We start from the raw sequence: 23,883 nt of genomic DNA on the forward strand, positions 1-23,883 counted from the left end.
AAACAACTTTTTGGTTAAACCAGAATCACGCAAGAAATAACCTACTGATTTTTAGTAGTTTTATTTTGGTGCGATATTTGCCTAATGGAGTAAAACTCTTAAACATGGGCTAACGATGAATAATCCACTTCCTCCAAAAACTTCTATGTTCTGGTATGACAACAGCTATACCTATGAGGAGGCCGTTCAGGCATTTGAAAGCGATGGTACACTGAAATCGCTGAATATCGTTCCAACCACGGAATCCGATGATCTTGCTGGCTCACCCCCAGAGCGCAGTATGTTTTGGGAGGGAGAAACAAAAAAAATCGATCCGCCACCGCCGTCTGAACCAGAGCCTCTCAATTTAAAAACTGAGAAAGAAGCAACGGAAGCATCACCTGCGCACTTTATCCCAGTCCGCTATGCCATCGATCAGCTAGAAACAGAAGAGACACAACCTTTTGGTTTGCCTGAAGAATGGAAAGGCCAAGGCCCAGCCAAACTCAATACCGTTGGTTACACCCTGCGTCAACTGCGCGACGGTTGGCTGTATGTGTATGATGCAATCAACAAAAGCTTAGACGAATACGAAATCAAAGGAACGCAATTCACGCTCTATAAGTTGGGAGAATCAGAAAGCCCAAAATCAGAGCAGCGTGGGACACCACAAGATGCAAAGCCCTTTCTTACTTACGTCAACGGAAGCGTACTATCGATTTGCTTCTCTGAGCACCGGTGGACATGGCACACGTTCATGCGCGTACTTAACAATCCGAGTAATCATATCGATCGCATGCAAACCATTGTTCTGTCCTCAAACGAGAATCAGCACAACATTGCACCAATAGATAAGTTAACCCAAGTCGCTGATATTGAATCTTCTGCCGTCGATGATGATCGCTTTGCGGATTCTGGCATCGCCACCAAAGCAGATGAAGATGGTTCTGTCTTTAAACCTGTCGTAGTCGAAAGCGATTTAACCTCTGCGATTCCAGAAGAAGAATCAGGCTACTTCGTCGCGATAAAAGATTACGCCGCAGACATTCAAGATATGTCACTGCATTTTGTTGGTGCCGCAAGCCCTTACCGCCTTTTCACTGACCAGTTTTCAAACCAGTGGAACTTGATGCAGACCGCCATGCAACTGTGTATGTTTGGTGCAAGTGACGAGATAGACATGCCAGCTAGCGTTAAGCGTAACGGCGAAGAGCTGTCGTTTTATACCGACATGGCTGACTATTATGACTCTTCTCACCAACTTGATTTGGCAGAGCAGAACAAAAGCTCAGTTCAGTCCGGCTATCCTGCTAAATTTTCCGCTGGAGCGATTGAATCACACCAACATACCCAAAGTGACATTGCTAAAGCGATACAGGACAAATATCGAATTTCTGCGAGCCGTTTTGGTAAATACGAACAATGGATAGCGACTGAACGCTGGCGTCAGCAGCTCAACTGGAAGCAAATGCTGAGCGAGATGCAAGAGCTGTCAGAACAAAAAGAAACCATGCTAGCCCAAGTGGTTTCGGTCAAACGCGACTTTATCGCAGTAATGGAGTCCTTAACACCTCATCATCTTGAGAGAACCTTCGACCTATACAGCGAAGACACGCAGTACAGCTTGTATCAACTGCACAAGCAAGCGGTTGAGTCATTTACTTTGGTGATGCAAGAAGAAGACCGCCAATGGGCAGAAAGCCAATGGGAGAAACCAACCAGTTTACTCGCACTCTACACTTCCGGGTTTAGTCGTAGTCTCTTTAAACAAGTGGAGAAATTAATTCCTGAACAAGTTTCAAATCAGGTAGGTGAAGTAGACGTCGCCAAAATTGTTCCAGACACTGAAAGCTCAGACAAACAGTTTATGGACTACGTTTCGACAGCAAGTAACCGTGTGGGTATGTATGCAAAGGTAATGGACTTTATTTCTAACCCAAATACTGCAGAAACCGAGTTTTTAAAAGATATAGCAAAAGGATTCGAAGAGCTAGATACCATATTCAAAGCCGCAAATAGCGCAATAATGAAGAGTGTACTCAAAGTAGGAGTTAGCTTTACTTCTCAAGTTTCACTTCTGATCATGCCCGTTTTCTCAAAACCTTTAACTCGAAATAGCTTTTATTGGCGAGCAGTGTTCGCTGAACGTTTAGCTACCAATACTGCTGTCAAAATAAATAAAAACTATGCGCAAGGTTTTGGCGATTGGAAGTCTAACCATGATAAAAGAGTGGTTGCCTCAAACCAAAACAAGGCCATTATAGCAGCTTTTAATAAAGGCGATAAAACAGTATCAAAACAACAATATAAACAAGCCTTAAAACAACAAAGTCACCTCCAAAAAAGTCTAGCAGTGGCAACATTAGAATACCCACAATACATCGAGTTTCCAGATGACGTACTTGAAGCCACTGTAAAACTTCGGACAAATATTTGGAATAATCGATTGGAGAACCTGCACGAGCTCTTTGAGAATGTTGGAGGGTTGGGCTTCCTTGCATTAATTTTTAACTGTGTTGCTCTTGCTGATGCGATGAACAGTATTGAAGAAACAGGGCTCATGTCTCGAGATGATTTCTTGGATATTCAACAAAAGCTGTTTTACACGGCCGGAGCTTGGACAGGTATTCGTACTGGTAGGTTTTGGGATAGCGTAAAAGAGAATGACAAACTAAGAGCTCACTCCATCAAAACGCTAAAATATTTAGTCTCGAATCAGGTTCATGGTTTTGAAACTTTGGTACTTGATGACTTAAAAGTATTCAATAAATGGCTTGCTATCACCGGCGCATTAGGCGCATTAGCCTCAGGAATCGAAGCCTATAGGTCATTACAACAAGAAGACCATGTGTATGGAAGAGAACTCGTTTTACAAAAAGTTAATACCTATACGCTCGGATTTACTAGCGCAATAGGTATAATACAGCTTGCCGGCGCTACAACTGGAACCCTCTCTTCCAACATACTTTTTGGAGCTCCGGTAATGGCCGCGTTGGTTGTTCTAACCGTTACATATTTATTAGTAAATGCGGCACTGAGTCAGCTAAAGCAAGACGACTACCAGAAGTGGCTAGACAAGCTTCCCTGGGGCTACCACCCAGATAGGTCACATTGGAGTCACTCTCCAACGTTGTTTGAAAGAGAAAAGCACAACAGTTCTTTAGTTCAAAATGCACTGTTTGAGCTAGATTCGATTATTCAGCAACCTTTAGTTGCTCAAAAGCCGATCGAGCGCATTCACGCTTACCCTCAATACACTCATCGCGAATTAATAGGATTAGAAGTACATATTCAAATACCGAAAAGTGTCGCGCACAAAGGGATAAAACTGCAAACCAACACTCAAGCCTCTGAAGAGGAGCTAATGTCGGGGTCTTGGCATATAAATGTCGATTTGGAAACACTTCAGCCGATAAACGAGGATGCGAAAAGTCAGGTGATATACAAATTAGAGTTACCGATCGAAGAGCCTAATCAGTACTTTGCTCTCAAAATTGGATATGAATTAGAAGAAGGCACGCCAAATCGTCGTGAGTACTGCTTCCAAAACAGTATAAAACAACGTGCAACTTACACGGCAATCTCCGACAATACGAAACAAATAACGATTCAGAAGTTGCTAACCCCTGTCGTTGGCGCTTTAGGCTTACAGGAGTAACCCTTGGCTTACCTACCCTTTTATATAACTCCGGAAGAGCTTTATGCTTATCAAGAAGCTAAAGAGCAAGGTATCCGAAAGAGTAAAAACTTACAAACATGGGAAATATACGATATTGAGGAGTCATCTAGATATCTTTATCTCGGTTACTCTTTAGTTTCAATGCTCCCAGTACTTATCTTGTACTACATCCTTGGTTTTTGGGATGGAGGTTGGGCGAAAGACCTTGTATCTTTTGGCATTACTTTACTCACTTATTTAATTAGTTATTGGATGTTCGCTCGCGATTATCTTTATAGTTATACTTTTTCTGACAACGGTTTCGTAGTAAAAAAGCGTAGAAACACACCAAAGTGGGTGAATACTTTCGCGCAAGCTGTCGGTTGGATTGGTGCTATCGTATGTATATTAATGGTAGTACTTGTTGGCCCAATGGCGCTAGCAGGCGCAGGTGCCTTTATATTGGTTTCCTTTAAAATGCTTAAACGCCAACCAGATGAAGTAGCCGAAATTAAAGTCGGTGAGCGTGAAGATTGGCTGTTCGCCTACTACAATAAAAAGCGTAAAGTGATTCGCTTCTACCACAAGTATGACGAGTGTTCTAAATGGAATCTAGAGAAGCACACCGTCTTCAGAGCTCAAACTCGTGGTGATAGCTACATATTCTTTAGGACTGTTCAAGACTTAGATGCGATGCTAGAAACCCTTTCAAACAAGTACGGTATTGAATGTATTGATTTTCCTGACCATAAAGCGTTTTTTGAAGGAAGACCTGAACCTCGAATTGAAGATATCCCTTCTCGCTGCCTTGAATTTCCAGTAGCCGATACCTTTGACCTGAGAGCTCAAAACGCCCCGCTTCCTGAATGGCGACGTATATACAACGGTAAGTGGCAAACCGAGTCTGAAATCGAACAATCAAAGTCTAAACTAACTACAGCTCTGGAGTAACCCTTGGCATATTCACCATTTTATATCACTCCAGAAGAGTTGGCAGTTAATCAAGAGGCACAAGAGCAAGAAATACTCGCAGGCGATAACGTCAGAACATGGCATAAGTATGATGTAGAGGAACCATTTCGCTATTACTTTAAACTTTTTGCGTTTCCATTTGTGATCGCTCCATTCCTATTAACTTTGTTTATACACACGAGTGACACGGTTGACGTAACTATTTTTTCTTTTATTTTATCGGTGATGGTATCTGGAGCCTTTTACCTTACGATTGGTCTCGATTATCGCTATGACTATATTTTTTCTGACAAAGGCTTTGTGATGAAGAAACGTCGCAACATGCCTAACTGGGTGAATACCGCCACGCAAGCCGTTGGCTGGATAAGTGCAGTGGTTTGTGCGGTGATGGTAGCGGTGGTTGGCCCGATGGCGTTAGCAGGAGCTGGTGCTTTTATATTAGTCTCCTTTAAAATGCTTAAACGTCAGCCTGATGAACCAACAGAAGTGAGAGTTGGAGAGCGAGAAGATTGGCTTTTTGCTGATTACAATAAGAAAAGAAAAGTACTCCAATTCTATTTTAAGTATGACAGGTGCGAATACCAAGATACTGCTCAAAAGATTGTCTTTCGCTCACAAGATCGATTCGATTGTTACATTTTCTTTAAAACTGAAGCGGATTTAGAATCCATGGCCACACAACTGTCAGAGGTCTACAAACTGGATTGTAAAGAGGTCGATGATCATAAAAAGCTGTTTGAAGCAAAGCCAGAATCAAGGCTCTTTAGTATTCCAGTTTGTAGTAGAGAATATCAAACCGAAGAGGTATTTGGTTTAAGGGCGTCAAATGCCCCACTTCCTGAGCGTGAATACCTTTACAACGGCAAGTGGCAAACGGAATCTGAAATCGAACAATCAAAATCTGAACTAACGGCAGCCAAGGTATAAACCTTGGCTTATTTACCTTTTTACATCCCCCATGAAAAGCTTTAGGTTTACTCTGATGTACAAAAAGAAAAATTGGTTCAAATAACGAATTTTTAACTCGAGGATAGGAGAGTAAGCCCGAACCTTTCTATCCTCTACTAAACACCCATTTTGCACTGAGTAAATAGTTACTCACCATGCCTGCCAATATGCCTAAGATCAAAGCCAAATAGACCATCACTCCTTGCGTTCCAAGCGCGAGCGTTACGCCTTTGAACACAATAAAATTCGGCAAAGCACTGATACAGGCACTCGCCATAAATTTTTGCCATTGAGCGAAAGGGTTGGTTTTTTCTGCTTGAGAGAAAGTCAGCCAGCGATTGCCAAGCCAAGTCGTGGTTGCTGCAAACAAAAATGCTATCCCACGAGCCAGCATCAACTCCAGACCAAACCAATGGAACAACACAGAAAAGATAAGAGTGTCGACCATAAAGCCGACACCACCTACCAGAGCAAACCTTGTTAACGAAGCAAACCTTTCTAAAGAAGCAAATCTTGGTAATTTGCACATTCCGTTACCCAACCACACAGGTGTAGAGTGAGCGTTTCGATTTTGCTGTGAACTCGTTGGTACAACTCAACGCATTTTCATGAATCATGCTATCCACTTGCTGCGATTTACCAATCAGGTGGAATTTCTTCAGATTGTTTAAGTCATTCTTATCTTCAAGCTTTTTCGCCTGACCATGACTATAGAACTGGCCTGAGAACGGGCGCTTACCAATGTAGAAGACTGGAGCGTTGTCATTAATTTGCGCGAAGATGATGCGGTCGCTGCGACTGTCTGCTTTGCCCATATTCAAAACCAACATCGCAATCATAAGCAGGGCTGGCAACACCGCTGCCGTTCCGGTCAGCCATTTGAAATCGTGTTTATCCACCAGCATTGCAATCAAGATCCCCAATGCAGGCACACCCGGTAGTACGTAAGCAGGCAAAATATTCCCAGCCATGGTGAACAAGATCATTGGTGAAATCAGCCAACACATCAGGAAGCTAAACAAACCTTGATGATCGGTTTCAATGGCTTTGAGCACCTTACGACGTTTCCACGCCAAGATAGGCAATACGATTGACCAAGGCGCAGCCGATTGTAGCCAGAATACCCAGATCATCCCACGTGGTTGATCATGAGCAGAGCCATACAGGTCCCCTTCCCAACCGCTGACAACAAAACGCTTAAAGTGCTCGCCAACAATGAAGTAATCAATAAATCCAGGCGTCGCCATTTCAGCCATGATGTACCACGGTAGAGCAATCGCCAGCATGAGCGCCAACCCCGACACAATTGGAAAACGCTGCCACAAGGCTTTGAAGGCACCGAAGAAACCATGCTGAATCACGAGCCAAGGAAACACTGCGATACCCATAATCACGATCGCCACTGGACCTTTTGCTAACAGCCCGCAAGCCAAGCCAAAGAAACCGAGGTAACACCATAATCGGCTGTGTTTGTCTTTGCCAAGCCAGCAATAGTAAAAACCAACCATCGCCATCGTCATGGCCAACGTCAGTGCCATGTCGGTCATCACCGCACCCGCCGCAATTGAAAAGATGCCACACGTCGCCAGTACCAACGCTGCGATGACAGCATTAAAGCCAGCGCGATACGCCATGAAAGCAACAAAAACAATCGTCGCAACACCCGCCAACCAATGAGGCGCGCGCACTGCAAATTCATTCAATCCAAACAGCTCAATGCCATAAGCACTCATCCAAGTGAACAGCGGTGGCTTCCCCCAAAAAGGCACGCCGTAATCAAACTGTGGGGTAAGCCAATTGCCGGTTTCCACCATTAAGCGCGCCATTTCGCCGTAGCGGGCTTCTGTGGTGTCCATCAAAGGGTAAGCAGCAAGTGAAATAAGACGGAGTAAAAGAGCAAACGCCAACAACAACCACAGATGGGTTTTATTAATACTCATGATTACGCGGTTTCTCCCAGTTTAAACTTCATGGTTTGGATGGATTGATGTTTTGCAGGCTGCTCGTAAACAGACTGAACAAGATAAAGAGGACGTTGCTTGGTCTCGACAAAAATGCGGCCAATGTATTCGCCCAAAAGGCCAATCGACAGCAGTTGCACACCGCCCAATGCAAGTTGGACGACCATCATGGATGGGTAGCCAGTGACAGGCTCACCAAACACAACGGTTTTTATCACTATGAATGCGCCATAGATAAAGGCACTGAACGCCACTAACGCACCGGCAAGTGTCGCTAAGCGCAAAGGACGAATGGAAAACGAGGTAATGCCGTCCATTGCAAGGCCAATCAGCTTGAGATAGTTCCATTTGGTCTCACCACAGAAACGAGCGTCACGCTCAAACTGAACCGTCACTTGCTTGAAACCCGGCCAAGAGAAAATGCCTTTCATGTATCGGTTACGCTCTGGTAGCGCATTGATGTGTTTGACCACTTTTGCGCTCAGTAGACGGAAATCGCCAACATTCTCTGGCACCTCCAATTTCGCCATGCTGTTAAGAACTTTGTAAAAGCAAGCGGCCGAAAAGCGTTTGAACCAGGTTTCACCATGGCGCTCGCTGCGCTGCATGTTCACCACGTCATACCCTTCACGCCATTTTGATACCATTTGCGGGATTAACTCCGGCGGGTCTTGCAAGTCAGCATCAATCACGATCACCGCTTCACCTTGGCAGTGTTCCAGCCCCGCACTCATGGCGGACTCTTTGCCGAAGTTTCGGCTTAGTGCAATACAACGAACGTCGCTAGAAGATTGAGAAAAGTTTTGCGCGATCATTAGGCTGTCATCTTTGCTACCGTCGTCCACATAGACGATTTCGCAGCGTTCTGGCATTTCATCCAAAACGGCGGCTAAACGACGATGAAATTCAGGCAAGACTTCTTGCTCGTTAAAGAATGGCACCACAACAGACAAAACTGTTTTAGGCTCAGTGTGTTGGCTCACCTTTGAAAAGGTTGCAGCGTGAATGTTGAAGGTTGACATGCTACTCTTCCACTAAATCCGATGAATGAATCCAGTCTACAAACATCAATGTGAAAGAGATGTTGTTGACATCTTTTTCACGTTCTTAGTGAATAATGTTCGGTTAAGACGAAGTCTTATTTTCGAAAACCCGCCCACTTGGAGAGAAATACATGAAACGCGTACTTTTAGTCGAAGATAATCGAGAAATCGCAGGCATGCTGTTCGATTATTTTGAGTGTGCAGGTATGGAACTCGATTATGCAGACAACGGCGAGCTCGGCTTGAAACTGGCGATGGAAAACACGTTCGACATCATCTTGCTCGACCTCATGCTGCCACGCATGGATGGCCTGACCATGTGTAATAAACTTCGCGACGCGGGCAACAACACACCAGTGCTTATGCTGACGGCGCTTGATAGCCGTGACGATATGCTCAAAGGCTTCCAACACGGTGCCGATGATTACCTGACTAAACCTTTCGATCTGGATATTCTTGAAGCGCGCATGATGGCACTGATCCGCCGTTACCGTGGCACTGTCGCGTCGAGCAAGCTGGAATACGGTGAAGTGTCTATCGACCAAAAAACGCGTAAAGCTTACCGCCAAGATAAACTGCTGGCGCTAAACCCCACCACTTACACCATTCTGGAAATGCTTGTAAAAAGCGCACCAGATGTAGTGACACGCGAAGAAATCGCCTTCCAACTTTGGCAAGAGAACGAGCCGAACAACGACGTTCTGCGTAGCCACATTTACCAACTTCGCAACCAACTTGATAAGCCATTTGAACATCATGTGCTTATCACCGTACCGAAAGTTGGCTTCCGCTTGGAGACAGGTGCATGATCAATCGCTTACTTGCTAGCACGCAAAGCACACAAAGTATGACAGGGCGACTCGCTCTGTTTTTCTCTTTTGTGTCTGTCGTGATTGGCATCTTCTGCTTTTTGTTGATTACCGGCTCCCTGCTTTGGTCTGAAGACCGCGTGGGCGAGCGTCGTATTATGGTCGACAAAAAAGAAGCAATTGAACATTTCCAGTCCCACCCAGAGCAAGGCAGTATTCAGCTTGACCTGCTCACCACTGCATACAACGACATCTCATTGGTTGCCGAGCGCTATCAAAAATACCTGATTGGTCAAAAGCACTTTCTTGATGAAGTAGAAGACGGTGAATACTCGCGCATGGTTTACATGAGCACTTACACCTACAAAGGCGTTGAACATCCCGTTATTCTGGTTTCCTTGATTGATGAAATCGAGATCACCTCAGAGGAATTCATTCTCGTCGTCGCTATGGTGCTGTCCATTGTCGCCGTGCTGGTGTTTCTGTTTGGTAGTCTGCTGCTGCGCTTATCACAGCGCTTAATTGAACCCGTCAATGCGCTTAAAACTCAACTCGATCACCACCAAGGCGATGCCACGCAGACCTTTAGTGTGCCTGAGGGCTCGGCCAAAGAGTTCCAAACCCTCGCGGATGAGTTGAATGAATATCGCCACAAAATCAACCAAGTCATCAAGCGCGAGCAAGCCTTTGCGCGATACGCAAGCCATGAACTGCGTACACCGTTAACCGTAATGAAAGGCTCAAGCAGCTTACTGGCGAGAAGTGCGAACACGGATTTCCAAACCCGCCAAGTGAACCGAATTCAGGATGCGACGCAGCAGATGTCGACCATGGTGGATGCCCTACTCGGCTTAGTGCGTTACGAGCGTAATGCAGATGATTCACCAGTGCGCAGCATCACCGAAGAAGAACTCAACCAAATCATCTTCCAAAGCCAAGCTCAGGCGGATGAGAAAGCACTCAGCTTTGATGTGCAGATCGACGGCAACCCAAGAACGCGCGCGACCAATGCCGTGTTGACCATTATTCTTGGCAACCTGATTCGCAACGGCATCGCCGCGACACCTTCGGGAGCAATTCATATCAGCATGGATGAGAACACCATCTCAGTGCGCGATGAAGGCGAAGGCTTTTCGACCATTCCGCACTCTGATGGGCACGGATTAGGTTTGATGATTGTGGATGATTTGTGCCAACGCTATGGCTGGCAATTTAAGATTGGTACACATCCAGAAGGTGGTTGTGAGGCAGTGATTGATCTTGCGTCAGAGCATCAAGAGGCTTGCTCAGAGTAACTTCCCCAGCGCCTAATTCAATTGAGAGGTATCTACTTTGCTCAGTATCAAACGAGCAATTCGATACCTCTTTTTGATTCAATTGAATGAAACCCTATGCCGCAAGCGCTGCTAGTCGATTGAATGCTTGCGATGCCGATTCCGACGCGTCACACACAGAAAACATATCTTCGATAAAGTACTTCAGCGCTCTCGATTCAATGTTTCGGATTGCCGCTTGCTGCTCGTCCGATAAATAGCCGTAAATGCTCGCTGCACCAAAGTCGCCGAAGATCATCTCACCTTGGTCATTCACCAAAGTATTGTGCGCATACAAATCGCCATGGCACACCTTGTTGTCGTGCAGGTGATTAAACACGTCCACCATCTGCTCCACAATAGAATTCACTTGCTCGACCGTTAGCGTAAACCCTTTTGGGAATGTATCTCGGGTGCAAGTTTCCAGCGTTGGCGGTAAACCCAAATTGTAGTAGCTGTTTGGGATCAGCTCCATAACCAAAGCAAGCTCATTACCGTCATCCACTTGCGCGATGGATTTCACCAAGTTGTTGTGATGCCCGGCTTGCAAACATGCTTCAAGTTCATCATGTGGGTAGCCGTCACTGGTCACTTCACCCTTGAACACTTTCACCGCAACTTCGTTCGGGAAGTCGTATTGAGCGTCAGTCCAGTTAGCATGAGAAATCACGCCACTCGCACCTTGGCCAAGAACATGGTTAAGTGAGTAACTGTTTGTGGTCACTTTAGGCACGCTGTCTAGCGAAGATGGATGTTTGCAGAATGGGTTACCTGCGAATGCAAACCATGCCAATTTAGGCAGCTTCATCAACACATCCGGGAAATGCTCTAACTGGTTTGCAGATAAACGAATCAATTCTAAATTGACCAAGTTTTCCATGCTGTTTGGCAGTTGTTTGATGCGATTGCCCGCCAAAGCAAGCTTTCTTAGGCGCGGTCTTTCACCCAGGCTGTTTGGCAGAACTTCAATCTCGTTGTCGGTCAGAATCAACCAACGTAACTGAGTTGGTAGTGAGGCTTCACTGACTACTTTGATCTTGTTGGTTTTAAACCCAACCATCTCAAGGTTTGGCAGCTTGCCCAACACCTCTGGCAGATGGGTGAACAGGTTGTTGGAAGCAAAGATGATTTTTAGCTTGGTCAGCTGTTCCAGTTCTGGTGGTAAATCTGACAGTGCGTTGCCAGATAAATCTAACACTTCAAGCGTTTCTGCAAGCTCTAATATTTCCATAGGAAACTCAGTTAGCCCTTCCGCCAACTTCAGTTGTTTCGTTCCTACTAATTGTCCTGTTTTTAATTGTTCTAGAGTTTGCAAAACCAAGCCTTCTGATTGAGTTGAAATAAGCGGCGTAGTGTACGTGGCTTAAAGCAGAAAGGCGAGCCGTGGAATTGAATCCCCTGAAACCAAAGCGGCAAAACATCAGGAATAACGAAATGGATGTACTGAAACCCAGACTTTTTATCTGGGTTTAATGGCGTTACACTACGCGCCCTTTTTAACGGCAAGGTCGCGTGGTTGGACACGTCAGCAGTAGCATGAAACTCTCTGAAAGCCCGATAACTCAACACAACTTCAACGGTCATACGTTTTTTCTTAAGCGTGATGACATGCTGCATTCTCACTTTTCTGGGAACAAAGCACGTAAGTTTATGGCGTTGATGAAAACGCAGAACAGCGACATCAAAACCCTCATCAGTTATGGCTCTGCTCAATCCAACGCGATGTATTCGCTTGCCGCTCTGGCGCAAATCAAAGGCTGGAACTTCGAATTCTACGTTCAACACATTCCTTCTTGGCTTAAAGACTCCCCTATCGGCAACTATCGTGGTGCGCTTGATTTGGGTATGAAAATCACCGCCATGCAAGACATCGGTAGCGAACTTCACCCTAGTGAATACATCCACCAGGTACGAAGAGTAGATGAGTCGACATTGCTGATTCCAGAGGGTGGACGTTCCCACCTCGCTGAAGCTGGCATCAAACAGTTAGCACGAGAAATTCTTGATTGGACGCGATTGAGAGGTAAAGAACAGTTTACCGTCGCCCTGCCATCAGGCACTGGCACGACCGCTTTATATCTTCATAAACATTTAAGCCCACACGGCATAGAAGTGCTAACTTGCCCTTGCGTAGGCAATGCAGATTACTTAACTGAGCAGTTCAACCAGCTCGGTGAAAACAGCCACCCAACCATTTTAACCGTGCGCAACAAACACCATTTTGGTCGCTTGTACGAAGAAGATTACATCACATGGAAAGCACTCTTTGAGCAAACCGACCTCGAATTTGACCTGTTATACGACCCGTATATGTGGCAATGCCTCACCCCTTGGTTGGAAGAGAACACAGATAAAACGGTGATTTACATTCACCAAGGCGGGTTACTTGGCAACGAGTCGATGTTGCCAAGATATCAACGAGAATTTGAATAGCGTGTTCAGATAAAGTTGTTGTTGATTCCAGTGATTACTCTATTTGATGAGCGCCAGAATTTCTTTGAATTCAGGTGCTCGGCAATCTTCGACCATTTCATACAAACACATTTCTAGCCCAGTGAGCACCACACCGTTAGCGGTTAACTTCGCAAGAGCGAGCGCTTTATTGGCAGCGGTTCGGGAAGATACACAATCCGTGACTAATTCAACGCGATAACCGGACTGGCGCAGAGAAGCCGCGGTTTGATAGACGCAAATGTGGGATTCAATACCGCAAACCAACCAGGTATCAACTTTCGCGTTCTCCACCGCGACCTTAAACGTCGCCTCTTTGCAACCATCAAACGTGTACTTGGTAATAGGTAAATGCGTGCTTTCAAGCACTTCACGAATCGGCTCCGCGGTTGGGCCCAACCTTTCTGGATTCTGTTCTAGCCACAGAATAGGCAAATCTAGCGCTTTGGCCCCCTTTACCAGTTTCGTGATATTTTCAATCAGTGCGTCGCTTTCATGCATTAATGTAGCGAGTTTACCCTGAACATCCACCACAATCAGGCCCGTGTTTCCTTTCGATAACATTTCCATCTCCTATCTTGTGCGACCACAAAACATACTCAACAAGTTGAACAACAGTTAATGTATCAGAACCCTTTCATGTTAGAGCAATAAAACCTCGAAAGATGACCTTCGCTCACACATTTGCCCTTAGGTAAGGGTGGTTTGAACTGACTATTTAAATTTCTCTCGAATTAGCTCAATCAAGGCTTTGACTTTATTGGGCAGAAATAAGGCCGAGGGATAAATCAGAGTAAGATGCTGCTTCGGATGCGCAAATTGAGGCAGCACCTCGACCAACAAACCATCTCGCAATGCAGGCTTGGAATGAATTTGTGGAATAAACGCGATGCCGTTTCCTGCTATCGCCATCGAGCGCAGCAAGTTGAGGTCGTCCGAGCGCAACGCCACATGCAGATCTGAATCGAGCAAATCAGCATTGTAACGATTAGTTAAAAGGCGATGCTGCTTAAGATCTTCCACCGTTTTTACTGGCGGATGCGATTCTAGATAGGCTTTTGACGCAACAAAGTGACTACGATAAGGCAAAAGACTGAACTGCACATAGCTGTCATCGGTGACTTTGACCACGCTCGGAAGAAGCTGCAAATCAAACGATTGACGCTTGAGATCGACACTCTCTTGATGGTTTTCAATCTCGACCGAAATATCCGGATACCGCGTTGTGTACTCGGTGATGATCGCGTTAAACGCGGCAGAGCTCATCAATGCGGAAGGAATGGCTAAACGCACCTTGCCCGTCAGCTCTTGTTGATATTCGTGCATGGCATTTAAACCTTGCTGAATATGGTCAATAGGCTGCCCCACCAACTCAAACAAGCGTTTCCCGTGCTCCGTCAACTCAATGCTGCGTGTTGTGCGGATCAAAAGCTGTACCCCGAGCGATTTCTCTAATTCTTGCAGGCGACGACTCACTTTTGAGCGTTGTAGTTGATTCGCCTCTGCCGCTGCACTTATACCGCCGTGAACCACCGTCTGAGTGAATAGGTAAATATCATCAAAACTAACGTTCATTGTCCTATTTTTAGGTCATTTATGTTCGTATTATCATTCTACTGAATTGTGAGTGACTTCTCTATAATCCGCTATCCAATATGTTTAACGGAACTTGTAATGACGGCTGACCAAAAATTCAAACACTGGATGCGAACTTTGATTGTCCTGTTCATCGTACTACTTTTGTACATTATCATTGCTGACCGCCACGCCCCCTTAACGACCGAAGGACGAGTGCAAGGATACGTTGTCCAAGTCGCACCCGAGGTATCTGGTAAAGTGACCGACGTTCTCATCGAGAATAACCAGTCCGCTCAAAAAGGCGATGTGTTGTTTACGATTGATGATCGTAAATACAAGATAGCGCTTGAACAGGCGGAGCTGTCTCTGCAATCCGCCTATGAAAAAGAAGCAACACTGTATTCTCAACGCGAAGCCGCTCTTGCCAATATTGCCCGCGCACGAGCGACATTTGATAATGCACACCGCGAGTACAACCGCTTACTGACACTATCGAAGCAGAAAGTCATCTCTCAATCGACACTCGATAATGCCTTTGCCCAAAATCAGGTATCACGTGCAGCGCTTAAAGCGGAACGACAAAACTTAAAAGTCATTGAGGCGCAATTAGGCGACCAAAAAGGTCAAAGCACCGCCGTTCGAATTGCCAAAAACGGCATCGAAAAGGCGCAACTTGATTTGGCAAATACCGCGGTACTCGCTCCCAGTGATGGTGTCGTGACCAACCTGCAACTAGAAGTTGGCACGATGGCAAACACCAACATGCCATTGCTGACGTTTGTACCAACAGGATCACTCTGGGTAGCCGCTGATTTTCGTGAAAAGTCCGTCGCGAACGTAGACAAGACTTTCCACGCCTTGGTCACATTTGATGCCAACCCAGGTTCGGTGTACGACTTTGATTTAGCTAGCCGCGATTACGGTGTAGCAGCCGCACAACAAACGCCTAATGGCGCACTGACCAAAGTGGAAGTGAACAACCGCTGGGTACGTGATGCGCAGCGTACACGAGTGAACCTAACCAGCAGCGAAGAGTTACCACCAGCACTGTTTGTCGGCTCTCGCGCTACCATTGTTTTGTACCCAGACAACAGCATTTTCTGGCAGTTGATGGCGCAAGCACAGATTCACCTCGCAAGCTGGTTCCACTTCATTTACTAGGCGGCGACAATGAAAACCTTACGAATTTGGTTCGGCTGCTCTTTAGGACTCGCGCTAAGCATGATCTTCGGTTGGTCTTACGGATTTTTTGCCATCATGATGCCGCTGTTTATATTGGGCAGAATGGACAACTTTAATCTAGCGGCTTTATTGATCGTGTTTTTCTCTGCGGTGTGGACAACCATACAAGCCACATTTTTGCTGGAATACTTGCAGTTTCATCCAACATTAATGACCATTGCCGTCGGAATCATGATGCTGTTCAAGTGCATTGCAATGATGAACCAGAAAACCTATTTGTTTGGTTACATGGGGCTGTTGGTGGGTTCAATTGTGTTGAATTTTGCCAGCTATAACTTCATGGATATTGAAGAGTTCAATGTCAACATGTGGGTGATGGCGTTCAGCAATATTTTTGTTTGCGCATTCGCGTATTGGTTGTTCCCTGAGCCAAAATCCTCCGCCGAACACATTGAGATATCGACCCCCGTAAAAAGCGATATTGACTACATCAGCCAAGTTGCCATGGGTTGGGTAGTGGCGATGGCGGCATTTATCGTATTCCAAGTAGCAGACTTATATGACTCGCTATCCGCACAAGCTTCCATTTTGATCATCCTAACCCCAATGACTTTAGCGGGCTCGCTCGCCATGGCAAAAATTCGCATCACCGGCACCGCACTAGGCTGCATCGCAGGGATGGCTGTTCAGCTCATATTGGGCAGTTGGTATGGGCATGGGCTACTCTTTTGGCTCGCCTTTACCATTGCGATGGGGCCATTCTGCTTGTGGCTCACCAAGGGGCAAATTAAAGCGGCTATCGCGTTTTCTGCCATGTCTGCCCTATCGGTTCCGCTGACGACCTCATTGGTGCCAGAACAAAAAGACGCGTTCTTTTCGATCTTGTACCGTTTCAGCTCGATTTTCGTTGCGGTTCTGCTCACCGCGATGGTGATGTGGGTGGTGCATCACTGGATTCGTGTGATGTTGCTAAAACATCCTGAAGTTCGACAGCTAGAAATGAACTAGCGCGAAGTTACAACGTCTGTTTTAAGAAAAAAACCAAGAACCGAGCTCTTGGTTTTTTTGTTTATCTAAGGGGAAAATATTTTGAATAACTTAAGCAGACAGCTCTCTACGAACAATCTCCGCTCCCGCACTTAGCGCATTGAGCTTAGCGGTTGATACTTCACGAGACAAAGGCGCCATACCACAGTTGGTACATGGGTAAAGCTTGTCGGCATCAACGTATTTCAATGCCTCTCGCAGTGTATTCGCCACTTCTTCTGGCGTTTCAATCTCGCTGGTTGCTACATCAATTGCACCAACCATCACTTTCTTACCGCGAATCAACTCAAGCAACTCAATAGGCACTCGCGAGTTATGACACTCAAGCGAGATAATATCGATATTCGACTGCTGCAATTTAGGGAATACTTCTTCGTATTGTCGCCATTCAGTGCCTAGCGTTTGCTTCCAATCCGTGTTCGCTTTGATGCCGTAGCCATAGCAGATATGCACCGCCGTTTCACATTTCAGCCCTTCAATAGCACGCTCTAAACATGCAATGCCCCACTCGTTCACATCATCGAAAAACACATTGAACGCAGGTTCATCAAACTGAATGATGTCGACACCTGCAGCTTCAAGCTCTTTCGCTTCTTGATTGAGAATCTTCGCAAATTCCCAAGCCAGCTTTTCACGGCTACCGTAATGATCATCATAAAGTGTGTCGATCATCGTCATAGGGCCTGGCAGCGCCCACTTTATAGGTTGCTTAGTTTGCTGACGTAAGAACTTGGCATCTTCAACAAACACGGGCTTTGTGCGGCTTACTGGGCCAACCACAGTCGGAACACTTGCTTCATAACGGTTGCGAATAGTCACCGTTTTGCGGTTTTCAAAATCTACGCCGCTTAAATGCTCAATAAAGGTCGTCACAAAATGTTGCCGAGTTTGCTCTCCATCACTGACGATATCAACGCCTGCCAATTCTTGCTCTTGCAAAGCGACGCGTAGCGCATCGCGTTTGCCATCAATCAGTTCTTCACCTTGCAGTTTCCACGGTGACCAAAGTTTTTCTGGTTCGGCCAGCCAAGAAGGTTTCGGTAAGCTGCCAGCCGTTGAAGTCGGTAATAGTGTTTTCATCGTCATTCCTTTCTAGATTCTCGTTATCGATTACGCGTAGCTTGCAGACCATTGTTCAAGCACAGATTGATAGGGTTTGATGAAATGCTCCTCGGCAAATTTCCCTTGTTCAACTGCCAGTTGGCTGCGCTCTTCTCGGTCGTAAACGATTTGAGTTAGCGAGTGGTCTAGGTTTTTTAGGTTTGGCTGGTAGCAATTACCGGCAACCGCGTTGGCATTGTAAATCTCAGGTCGGTAAATCTTCTGGAATGTCTCCATCGTGCTTATCGTGCTGATAAGCTCTAGGTTTGAATAATCGTTCAACAAGTCACCGAAGAAGTAGAATGCCAACGGTGCAACGCTGTTTGGCGGCATAAAGTAGCGCACCTGTAAGCCCATCTTCTTGAAGTACTGCTCCGTCAACGAAGATTCGTTCGGCTGATATTCAAAGCCCAAAACAGGATGTTGATTTTCGGTGCGTCGGTATACCTTGTTGTCCGATACGCTCAGACAAATCACTGGCAGCTTTTTGAAATGCTGTTTATAAGACTCAGAATTAACGAAAGCTTTGAACAGTTTGCCATGCAAATCACCGAAGTTCGCTGGGATGCTGAACTGTGGCTGGTTTTTGTTGTGGTCCAACAGCAAAACGCTAAAGTCGTAATCACGAACGTATGAAGAGAAGTTATTGCCCACAATGCCTTCGATGCGCTCGTTAGTGTTGTGATCAACAATGTTAGTTTTGAGCACTTCAATCGATGGGAATGCTTCTCCACTACCTTGGATATCCATATCAACAGAGATGATTTCAAGTTCAACTGAGTAGCGGTCACCTTGCGCGTTATCCCAATATGCCAACGCATTAAAACGATTATCGATCATTCGGAGCGCATTGCGCAGATTCTCTCGGCGGTAGTTTCCGCGAGCCAGATTAGCAAAGTTGGTAGTGATTCGCGTGTTGTCTGATGGTTGGTAATTCTCATCAAAGCGAATGCTTTTGATAGCAAATGTGAAATCGTTATTCATCGTGAGTTGGTATCCTATTTCCTTAGATAAAGCAGACTTTTCCTAACTCTGTGCATGGGGACATTTTTTGTTTTTTGGTTTTCCCAATCGTTAGGTTGCACAGCACTTACGACGAACGGTTCGTACAAAAAACGACCGTCGCAGTGCCTAACACCAGAGCAGTCCTTTTTTTATACTTGCTTCACGAGTTGAGTAATATTGGTATTGTTTCACATTGAACATGAAGGAAATTCATAGTGGCAGTTCCAACCCTGAGAGAGCTATCGTAGATACTGTTTTTCATTGACACCAATACACGTAACTTGGCGAGCATATTGCCAATATGTGTAATTAAGAAACGGATAAGAGATTAGCAGTACGTAAACCAGTTTAAGCCGAGAAAACGCATTGTATGAACAAGGCACCAACTGGAATATAGGACAGCGTAACTTAAATAGCACTTTTCACACTCCATCGTTTATTCAAGCATTCGTTTAATTAGAAGTACGTTACATTTTATATTCTCGAAACATGATTATTTAATAATCTTATTTATTTCTTTTTCTATCTTTACCATCTTAAACGTAAAGTTTAATTTCCTGCTGTAAAAGCACATATAACTTCATACACGAACATGGCAACTTCATTGACGGACTTTATCACTAAACTATTACATTAAGCTCTAAAAAAATAATAACAAAAAAAAACATAAACCACTGTTTTAATTTGAATTAAACCCATAAACCCGAGATAACCACATAACGATACTTTACTTAATTTGGTATAACAAAAACCCTAAAAATAACATGGCTAACATTTATAAAATTCACTTTTATCAATAGAAAATCTCAACAAAACATTAGAAAATTAAAATTAAGCAATAACTTAAAAAGACAAGACTTAATAACCAAATTCTTATTTATTATAGTTGAGTGGTGAATTTAAAAACTATGAGACATTAATCCCACGAATCTATCCTTTTTCTTTTTTTAATAAAAAACAAGATGCACTATTTCACCGCTCATTTATTGAGCTTGAATTTATAACCTGTCCATAATTATAAAGTGCCCATCAAGATGGTTTAAAACAAAAGTCTTTATGGGCTGACTAATAGGAAAAAATAATGGAAAAACAGCATCTTTCCGCGAGTATTATCGCACTCGCTTTACTTGGTTCTTTAGCACCAGCACATGCTGAAGATACATTGAAATCTTACACTTCGACATTGCTTCAGCTTGATGATGGTGATGCACGCTCGAAAAAAATCCGCTTAATTTATTCTTTAGAAAATGTCTGGAACCAATCTTTGCTACCAAATGGCGCTAAAGAAGCCAAGTTGATCCTAAATGGCGGTTCTGGCTTCGACATGACTAATGTTCCAAACAAAGAACAAATCTATGGTTTTGCCACTGGGGGAGATTACCGTTACACCGTTCCAACGGCTTTTAAGCTGGCACTGAGCTATTTAAATGGCGCCCCTTTACGCCACATGAGCCATGCTCCAGAAAACACCATTGCAACGGCATCTGTCAGTGAGCCTCTAGATTTTAACCTTGGATTCAGTGCTTCTACTTCTCCAAATATTAGTGGGGAAATCTCCTGGAGCAACCGTGTAACGTACGACCAGCCCGAGTTTCAAACGGTCGCCGATTTTAACCAAGCTAACGAAAGCATTAATTGGTTAATTGAAAACAAGACTATCCGCCATAATACGCCAGCTAAAGACTGGTTATTGTATCGTTGGACCAGTTGTGACATGGGTAATTTGATTGATTACAATGAGTTACCTGTCGTTATGCGTTCAGATTTTAAACCACAAGTCGGCGTCGTATATAGAAAAAATGACATTCAAGATGGCCTAGATACATCAGAGGTCAAGCTGGTTGCTGGTTGGCGAAAAACCAATTACTACTTTGGTCGCGACTGGTGTAGCTGGTATACCACTCCAGAAAATACCTGGAAGAAAAATCGTGATAGCAGTCAATGGACAGAGACTAGCCGAGCCGTAACTATCTCTTGGAATGACGATCTCTACCACTAACTTATTAGCCTGCGGCCACGGAATAAATAAGTGGCCGCCGTATTTACTAATGAAATAAACGGTAAGACATGACACATGACAAGTAACAAAAAACTCTTGACTGGATCGGTGCTGGCACTTGGTGCAGTACTCGCCATATTTCTGATTAATTCAAATAACAAGAATGCCCAGACCGAACCTGTTGCAAGCCTTGACGAGCAAATCAAGACAGAAGACGCTGCTACAATAAGTGTAACGCCTCCTGAGAGCGATGCTGCTCAAAAGGTGGTTACCACTCCAACACCACAAAGTGGCAATGATGATACTTCCGACGTCATTCCAGCTACACCTTGGATATCTGCCCCATTAAATGAACTGAGCAATGAACTGTACGATTTTATTGAAGCTGAACAGGTAAGTTACATCAGTACGACCGACTATCCATTCGACGAGCAAAAGCAAAAACAATTGCGAACATTAGCTAGGCAAGGGGTTCCTATCTTGTTTGACAATACGGAGTCATCCTATTTGGATAGCTACGGTGTCAGCGAAACCAAAGTCGTATCAGAGTATTTTGGTACGGCGTCTGAAGGTGATGTCATCATCGCTACCGGAGTACAGAATGCAGATGGCAGCATTCATTATCTAGTTTTGCCTTTGAAGAGCAAAGATCTCAACGATAACAGTAAATTGATTGAGGACACTAAGCTCGCAATCACTCTACTTAAAGAACAAAAGCATGACTTGATAAAAGAGAGACAAAACGAACATCGCGAATAAAAAGTAAAGGGAGATAGCCTCTGTATCGCTATTTCCCTTAAAACTCAGTTCTCAATTAAGAAAAGCTCAACTCTCCCTACTTACCGGCACCCTATCCGAAATTACCTTGCCGTCTTTGATGGTGATGATGCGTTTAGTGCGCTCTGCCAGAGCGTTATCGTGCGTCACGATGATCAATGTTCTACCTTCGGCGTGGAGTTGGTTGAACAAAGCTTCAATCTCTGCGCCGGATTTTGAATCCAATGCACCCGTTGGTTCATCCGCTAAGATGATTTGCGGATCGTTGACCAAGGCTCTTGCAATCGCAACTCTCTGCTTTTGACCACCAGAAAGCTGGTTTGGTTTATGGTCTAAACGATCCCCTAGCCCGACTTGCTCTAGCAATTTAGCTGCGCGCTGGCGACGTTCTTTGGCTTTGATGCCAGAGTAAACCAACGGCAGCGCCACGTTATCAAGCGCCGTCGCGTATTCCAATAAGTTAAAGCTTTGGAAGACAAACCCGATCTTTTGGTTACGAATGCTAGCCAGCTCATTCGCACTTAAACTTGCGACGCTTTGGCCGCCAAGTTGGTACTCGCCATCGGTGGGCTTATCTAAACAGCCGAGCATGTTCATCAACGTTGATTTACCCGAACCGGACGGGCCAAGAATCGAAAGAAACTCGCCTTGATTGATGGTTAAGTCAACGCCGTCTAACGCGCGAACTTCCGCCTCCCCGCTTGAGTAGTATTTACAGATGTTGGTCAGCTCAACAAGCGGCTTGTTCGACATGTTCTCTCCAGAGTTATTATTGTTATTCACTTTGTAGCGCCTCCAACGGGCTGACTTTTGCGGCTCGGTTTGCAGGTAACCATGCAGATGCCACACCTATGATCACTAAGGTGAGGATGACAATCGCGACAACGACCCACGACAACTCAGGGACAGGTTTACCCAGTTGTTCATAAAAGGCATTGCCCTCTAAAGGAATGGAACTGATGGCAGACACCAGCGCGTACGTCACGGCTAATCCAAGCGCGCCCCCCATCATCATTGTCAATAAAGACTGCACTAAATAGTGCATGCGAATGGCCGTTGGGGTTGCACCGACCGCCATGCGCACGCCGATATCACGCGTAGATCGCTTTACGGTGGCATACATCACATTGGCGATGCCAACGCCAGCAACAGCTAACGTCACGAAGCCGATAATGCCAAGAAAACTCTGCAAACCTATCAGAAACTGCTGCATACTCTTTTGTTTAAGGAACATATCATCGACTTGGACGACCTGTTCATCACTGACACTTGCCCCGTGCTTACGGGCAATCACTTGCCTGATCGTCTTTGCTAAGGCTTCTCGGTCTACATCGGCTTGTGGTTGCACATTGATGCCACCAATTTCACCGTTGACATGAAATCGCTTCCACGTCGCTAACGGCACAAAGCTGGAATAGTTGATAAGATCCCCCAGTTCTATTTGGGCGCTGTTTTTCTCCAATACGCCCACAACGGTGAACTGCTCATTGCCGATTTTTACCTTTTGCCCCACAGGGTTGACTTGCAATGTGACTGTCGCAAACCAACTAAAGTCCTCATTCGGGTTGAATAAGTCGGCTGCCAGTTCATAACCCAGTACAACGACTTTGCGCGTCTCTTTTTGATCGAGTGGATTTAACCATCGCCCCCCCGCCATCGGCACCAAATTGGTCATGGATTGAAACTCGCTCGTGACCGCTAACGGTTCTTGCCACGAGCTTCTGTCACCAACGGTGATGCGCTCTTTCCACTTCGCAGTTGGCGCAACGCTTTTTACATCGGGTAACGCTCGAACGACCTCTGAATCGTCCATTTTTAATGTCAGAAACTTACCTTGGTGAAAAGCACCGTGGTCGACGGTGGCCATCCCTCCGGTCAAATAGATCAAGTTGCCGTTACCATTTTGTGCGGTTTTCAATACGCCCTGACGAATGCCCTCACCTACCGCCAACATAGCAGCGATACAGAGGGTCGCCCACGCTACAGCCAGAATAGTCAAACCCAATCTCAGCTTTTCTGCGGCCATTTCTTGGAAAATTTGTCTCAATGGTAACAACATG

Annotated in this window: 20 protein-coding genes; 10 read left to right on the plus strand and 10 right to left on the minus strand. The window is 45.2% G+C overall.

Going from position 1 to position 23,883, the window contains the following annotated elements:
- The first annotated feature begins 115 nt into the window (after positions 1-115).
- The 3 genes from KI742_RS14335 to KI742_RS14345 are packed head-to-tail and all read left to right on the plus strand — an operon-like array spanning position 116 to position 5,536.
- Positions 116-3,637: a T6SS effector BTH_I2691 family protein gene (locus KI742_RS14335; protein WP_285385615.1), complete on the plus strand. Its 3,522-nt coding sequence runs from the start codon at positions 116-118 to the stop codon at positions 3,635-3,637.
- Positions 3,638-3,640: 3 nt separating this feature from the next.
- Complete coding sequence (locus KI742_RS14340) at positions 3,641-4,588, plus strand: hypothetical protein (RefSeq protein WP_238762356.1); 948 nt, start codon at positions 3,641-3,643, stop codon at positions 4,586-4,588.
- Between the two features lie 3 nt (positions 4,589-4,591).
- Positions 4,592-5,536 carry a hypothetical protein gene (locus tag KI742_RS14345; protein WP_285385613.1) on the plus strand — a complete coding sequence of 315 codons (945 nt, stop codon included), beginning with the start codon at positions 4,592-4,594 and terminating at the stop codon, positions 5,534-5,536.
- A 127-nt stretch (positions 5,537-5,663) separates the two neighbouring features.
- On the opposite strand, the gene KI742_RS14350 is transcribed toward KI742_RS14345, so the two are convergent.
- The 3 genes from KI742_RS14350 to KI742_RS14360 are packed head-to-tail and all read right to left on the minus strand — an operon-like array spanning position 5,664 to position 8,540.
- On the minus strand, positions 5,664-6,086 hold the full coding sequence (locus KI742_RS14350) for a GtrA family protein (RefSeq protein WP_138940434.1): 423 nt from the start codon (positions 6,084-6,086) through the stop codon (positions 5,664-5,666).
- A 4-nt stretch (positions 6,087-6,090) separates the two neighbouring features.
- Entirely contained in the window at positions 6,091-7,497 is a 1,407-nt protein-coding gene (locus KI742_RS14355; RefSeq protein ID WP_115386169.1) for a glycosyltransferase family 39 protein, read from the minus strand.
- Between the two features lie 2 nt (positions 7,498-7,499).
- Positions 7,500-8,540: a glycosyltransferase family 2 protein gene (locus tag KI742_RS14360; RefSeq protein WP_138940433.1), complete on the minus strand. Its 1,041-nt coding sequence runs from the start codon at positions 8,538-8,540 to the stop codon at positions 7,500-7,502.
- A 152-nt stretch (positions 8,541-8,692) separates the two neighbouring features.
- Between KI742_RS14360 and KI742_RS14365 the strand changes: the two genes are divergently transcribed.
- Together KI742_RS14365 and KI742_RS14370 are read left to right on the plus strand one after the other, a co-directional pair.
- Positions 8,693-9,370 (plus strand): response regulator transcription factor, encoded by a 678-nt coding sequence (locus KI742_RS14365; RefSeq protein WP_213968750.1) that lies wholly within the window; start codon positions 8,693-8,695, stop codon positions 9,368-9,370.
- Positions 9,367-10,665, plus strand: a complete 1,299-nt coding sequence (locus KI742_RS14370) for a HAMP domain-containing sensor histidine kinase (RefSeq protein WP_213968751.1) — start codon at positions 9,367-9,369, stop codon at positions 10,663-10,665. The genes KI742_RS14365 and KI742_RS14370 overlap by 4 nt, the downstream gene beginning before the upstream one ends.
- A 94-nt stretch (positions 10,666-10,759) precedes the next feature.
- On the opposite strand, the gene KI742_RS14375 is transcribed toward KI742_RS14370, so the two are convergent.
- Complete coding sequence (locus tag KI742_RS14375; RefSeq protein WP_285385608.1) at positions 10,760-11,998, minus strand: leucine-rich repeat-containing protein kinase family protein; 1,239 nt, start codon at positions 11,996-11,998, stop codon at positions 10,760-10,762.
- Between the two features lie 221 nt (positions 11,999-12,219).
- On the opposite strand from KI742_RS14375, the gene KI742_RS14380 reads away from it, so the two are divergent.
- Positions 12,220-13,116 (plus strand): 1-aminocyclopropane-1-carboxylate deaminase/D-cysteine desulfhydrase, encoded by an 897-nt coding sequence (locus KI742_RS14380; protein ID WP_285385607.1) that lies wholly within the window; start codon positions 12,220-12,222, stop codon positions 13,114-13,116.
- Between the two features lie 39 nt (positions 13,117-13,155).
- On the opposite strand, the gene KI742_RS14385 is transcribed toward KI742_RS14380, so the two are convergent.
- Together KI742_RS14385 and KI742_RS14390 are read right to left on the minus strand one after the other, a co-directional pair.
- Positions 13,156-13,698, minus strand: coding sequence for a hydrolase (locus KI742_RS14385; RefSeq protein WP_285385606.1), 543 nt, complete (start codon positions 13,696-13,698; stop codon positions 13,156-13,158).
- A gap of 150 nt (positions 13,699-13,848) precedes the next feature.
- On the minus strand, positions 13,849-14,709 hold the full coding sequence (locus tag KI742_RS14390) for a LysR family transcriptional regulator (protein ID WP_005494676.1): 861 nt from the start codon (positions 14,707-14,709) through the stop codon (positions 13,849-13,851).
- 99 nt (positions 14,710-14,808) lie between these two features.
- Between KI742_RS14390 and KI742_RS14395 the strand changes: the two genes are divergently transcribed.
- Positions 14,809-15,873, plus strand: a complete 1,065-nt coding sequence (locus KI742_RS14395) for an HlyD family secretion protein (RefSeq protein WP_285385604.1) — start codon at positions 14,809-14,811, stop codon at positions 15,871-15,873.
- Positions 15,874-15,882: 9 nt separating this feature from the next.
- Positions 15,883-16,902 (plus strand): DUF2955 domain-containing protein, encoded by a 1,020-nt coding sequence (locus KI742_RS14400; protein ID WP_285385602.1) that lies wholly within the window; start codon positions 15,883-15,885, stop codon positions 16,900-16,902.
- A 90-nt stretch (positions 16,903-16,992) separates the two neighbouring features.
- Here the strand turns inward: KI742_RS14400 and KI742_RS14405 are convergent, their stop codons facing one another.
- On the minus strand, positions 16,993-18,021 hold the full coding sequence (locus KI742_RS14405; protein WP_258473913.1) for a methionine synthase: 1,029 nt from the start codon (positions 18,019-18,021) through the stop codon (positions 16,993-16,995).
- Positions 18,022-18,051: 30 nt separating this feature from the next.
- The gene (locus tag KI742_RS14410; protein WP_025767248.1) at positions 18,052-19,026 is read right to left on the minus strand and encodes a DUF1852 domain-containing protein; all 975 of its coding nucleotides are present in this window, start codon (positions 19,024-19,026) and stop codon (positions 18,052-18,054) included.
- 1,102 nt (positions 19,027-20,128) lie between these two features.
- On the opposite strand from KI742_RS14410, the gene KI742_RS14415 reads away from it, so the two are divergent.
- Positions 20,129-21,046, plus strand: coding sequence for a leukocidin family pore-forming toxin (locus tag KI742_RS14415; RefSeq protein ID WP_285385601.1), 918 nt, complete (start codon positions 20,129-20,131; stop codon positions 21,044-21,046).
- A 75-nt stretch (positions 21,047-21,121) separates the two neighbouring features.
- Entirely contained in the window at positions 21,122-21,805 is a 684-nt protein-coding gene (locus KI742_RS14420) for a topoisomerase I (RefSeq protein ID WP_042523048.1), read from the plus strand.
- Between the two features lie 66 nt (positions 21,806-21,871).
- Here the strand turns inward: KI742_RS14420 and KI742_RS14425 are convergent, their stop codons facing one another.
- Complete coding sequence (locus KI742_RS14425; protein ID WP_285385656.1) at positions 21,872-22,576, minus strand: ABC transporter ATP-binding protein; 705 nt, start codon at positions 22,574-22,576, stop codon at positions 21,872-21,874.
- 22 nt (positions 22,577-22,598) lie between these two features.
- On the minus strand, positions 22,599-23,882 hold the full coding sequence (locus KI742_RS14430; RefSeq protein WP_285385599.1) for an ABC transporter permease: 1,284 nt from the start codon (positions 23,880-23,882) through the stop codon (positions 22,599-22,601).
- Position 23,883 lies beyond the last annotated feature (1 nt).

This window comes from Vibrio sp. D417a, from assembly GCF_030248595.1.
GTDB classification, from domain to species: domain Bacteria; phylum Pseudomonadota; class Gammaproteobacteria; order Enterobacterales; family Vibrionaceae; genus Vibrio; species Vibrio alginolyticus.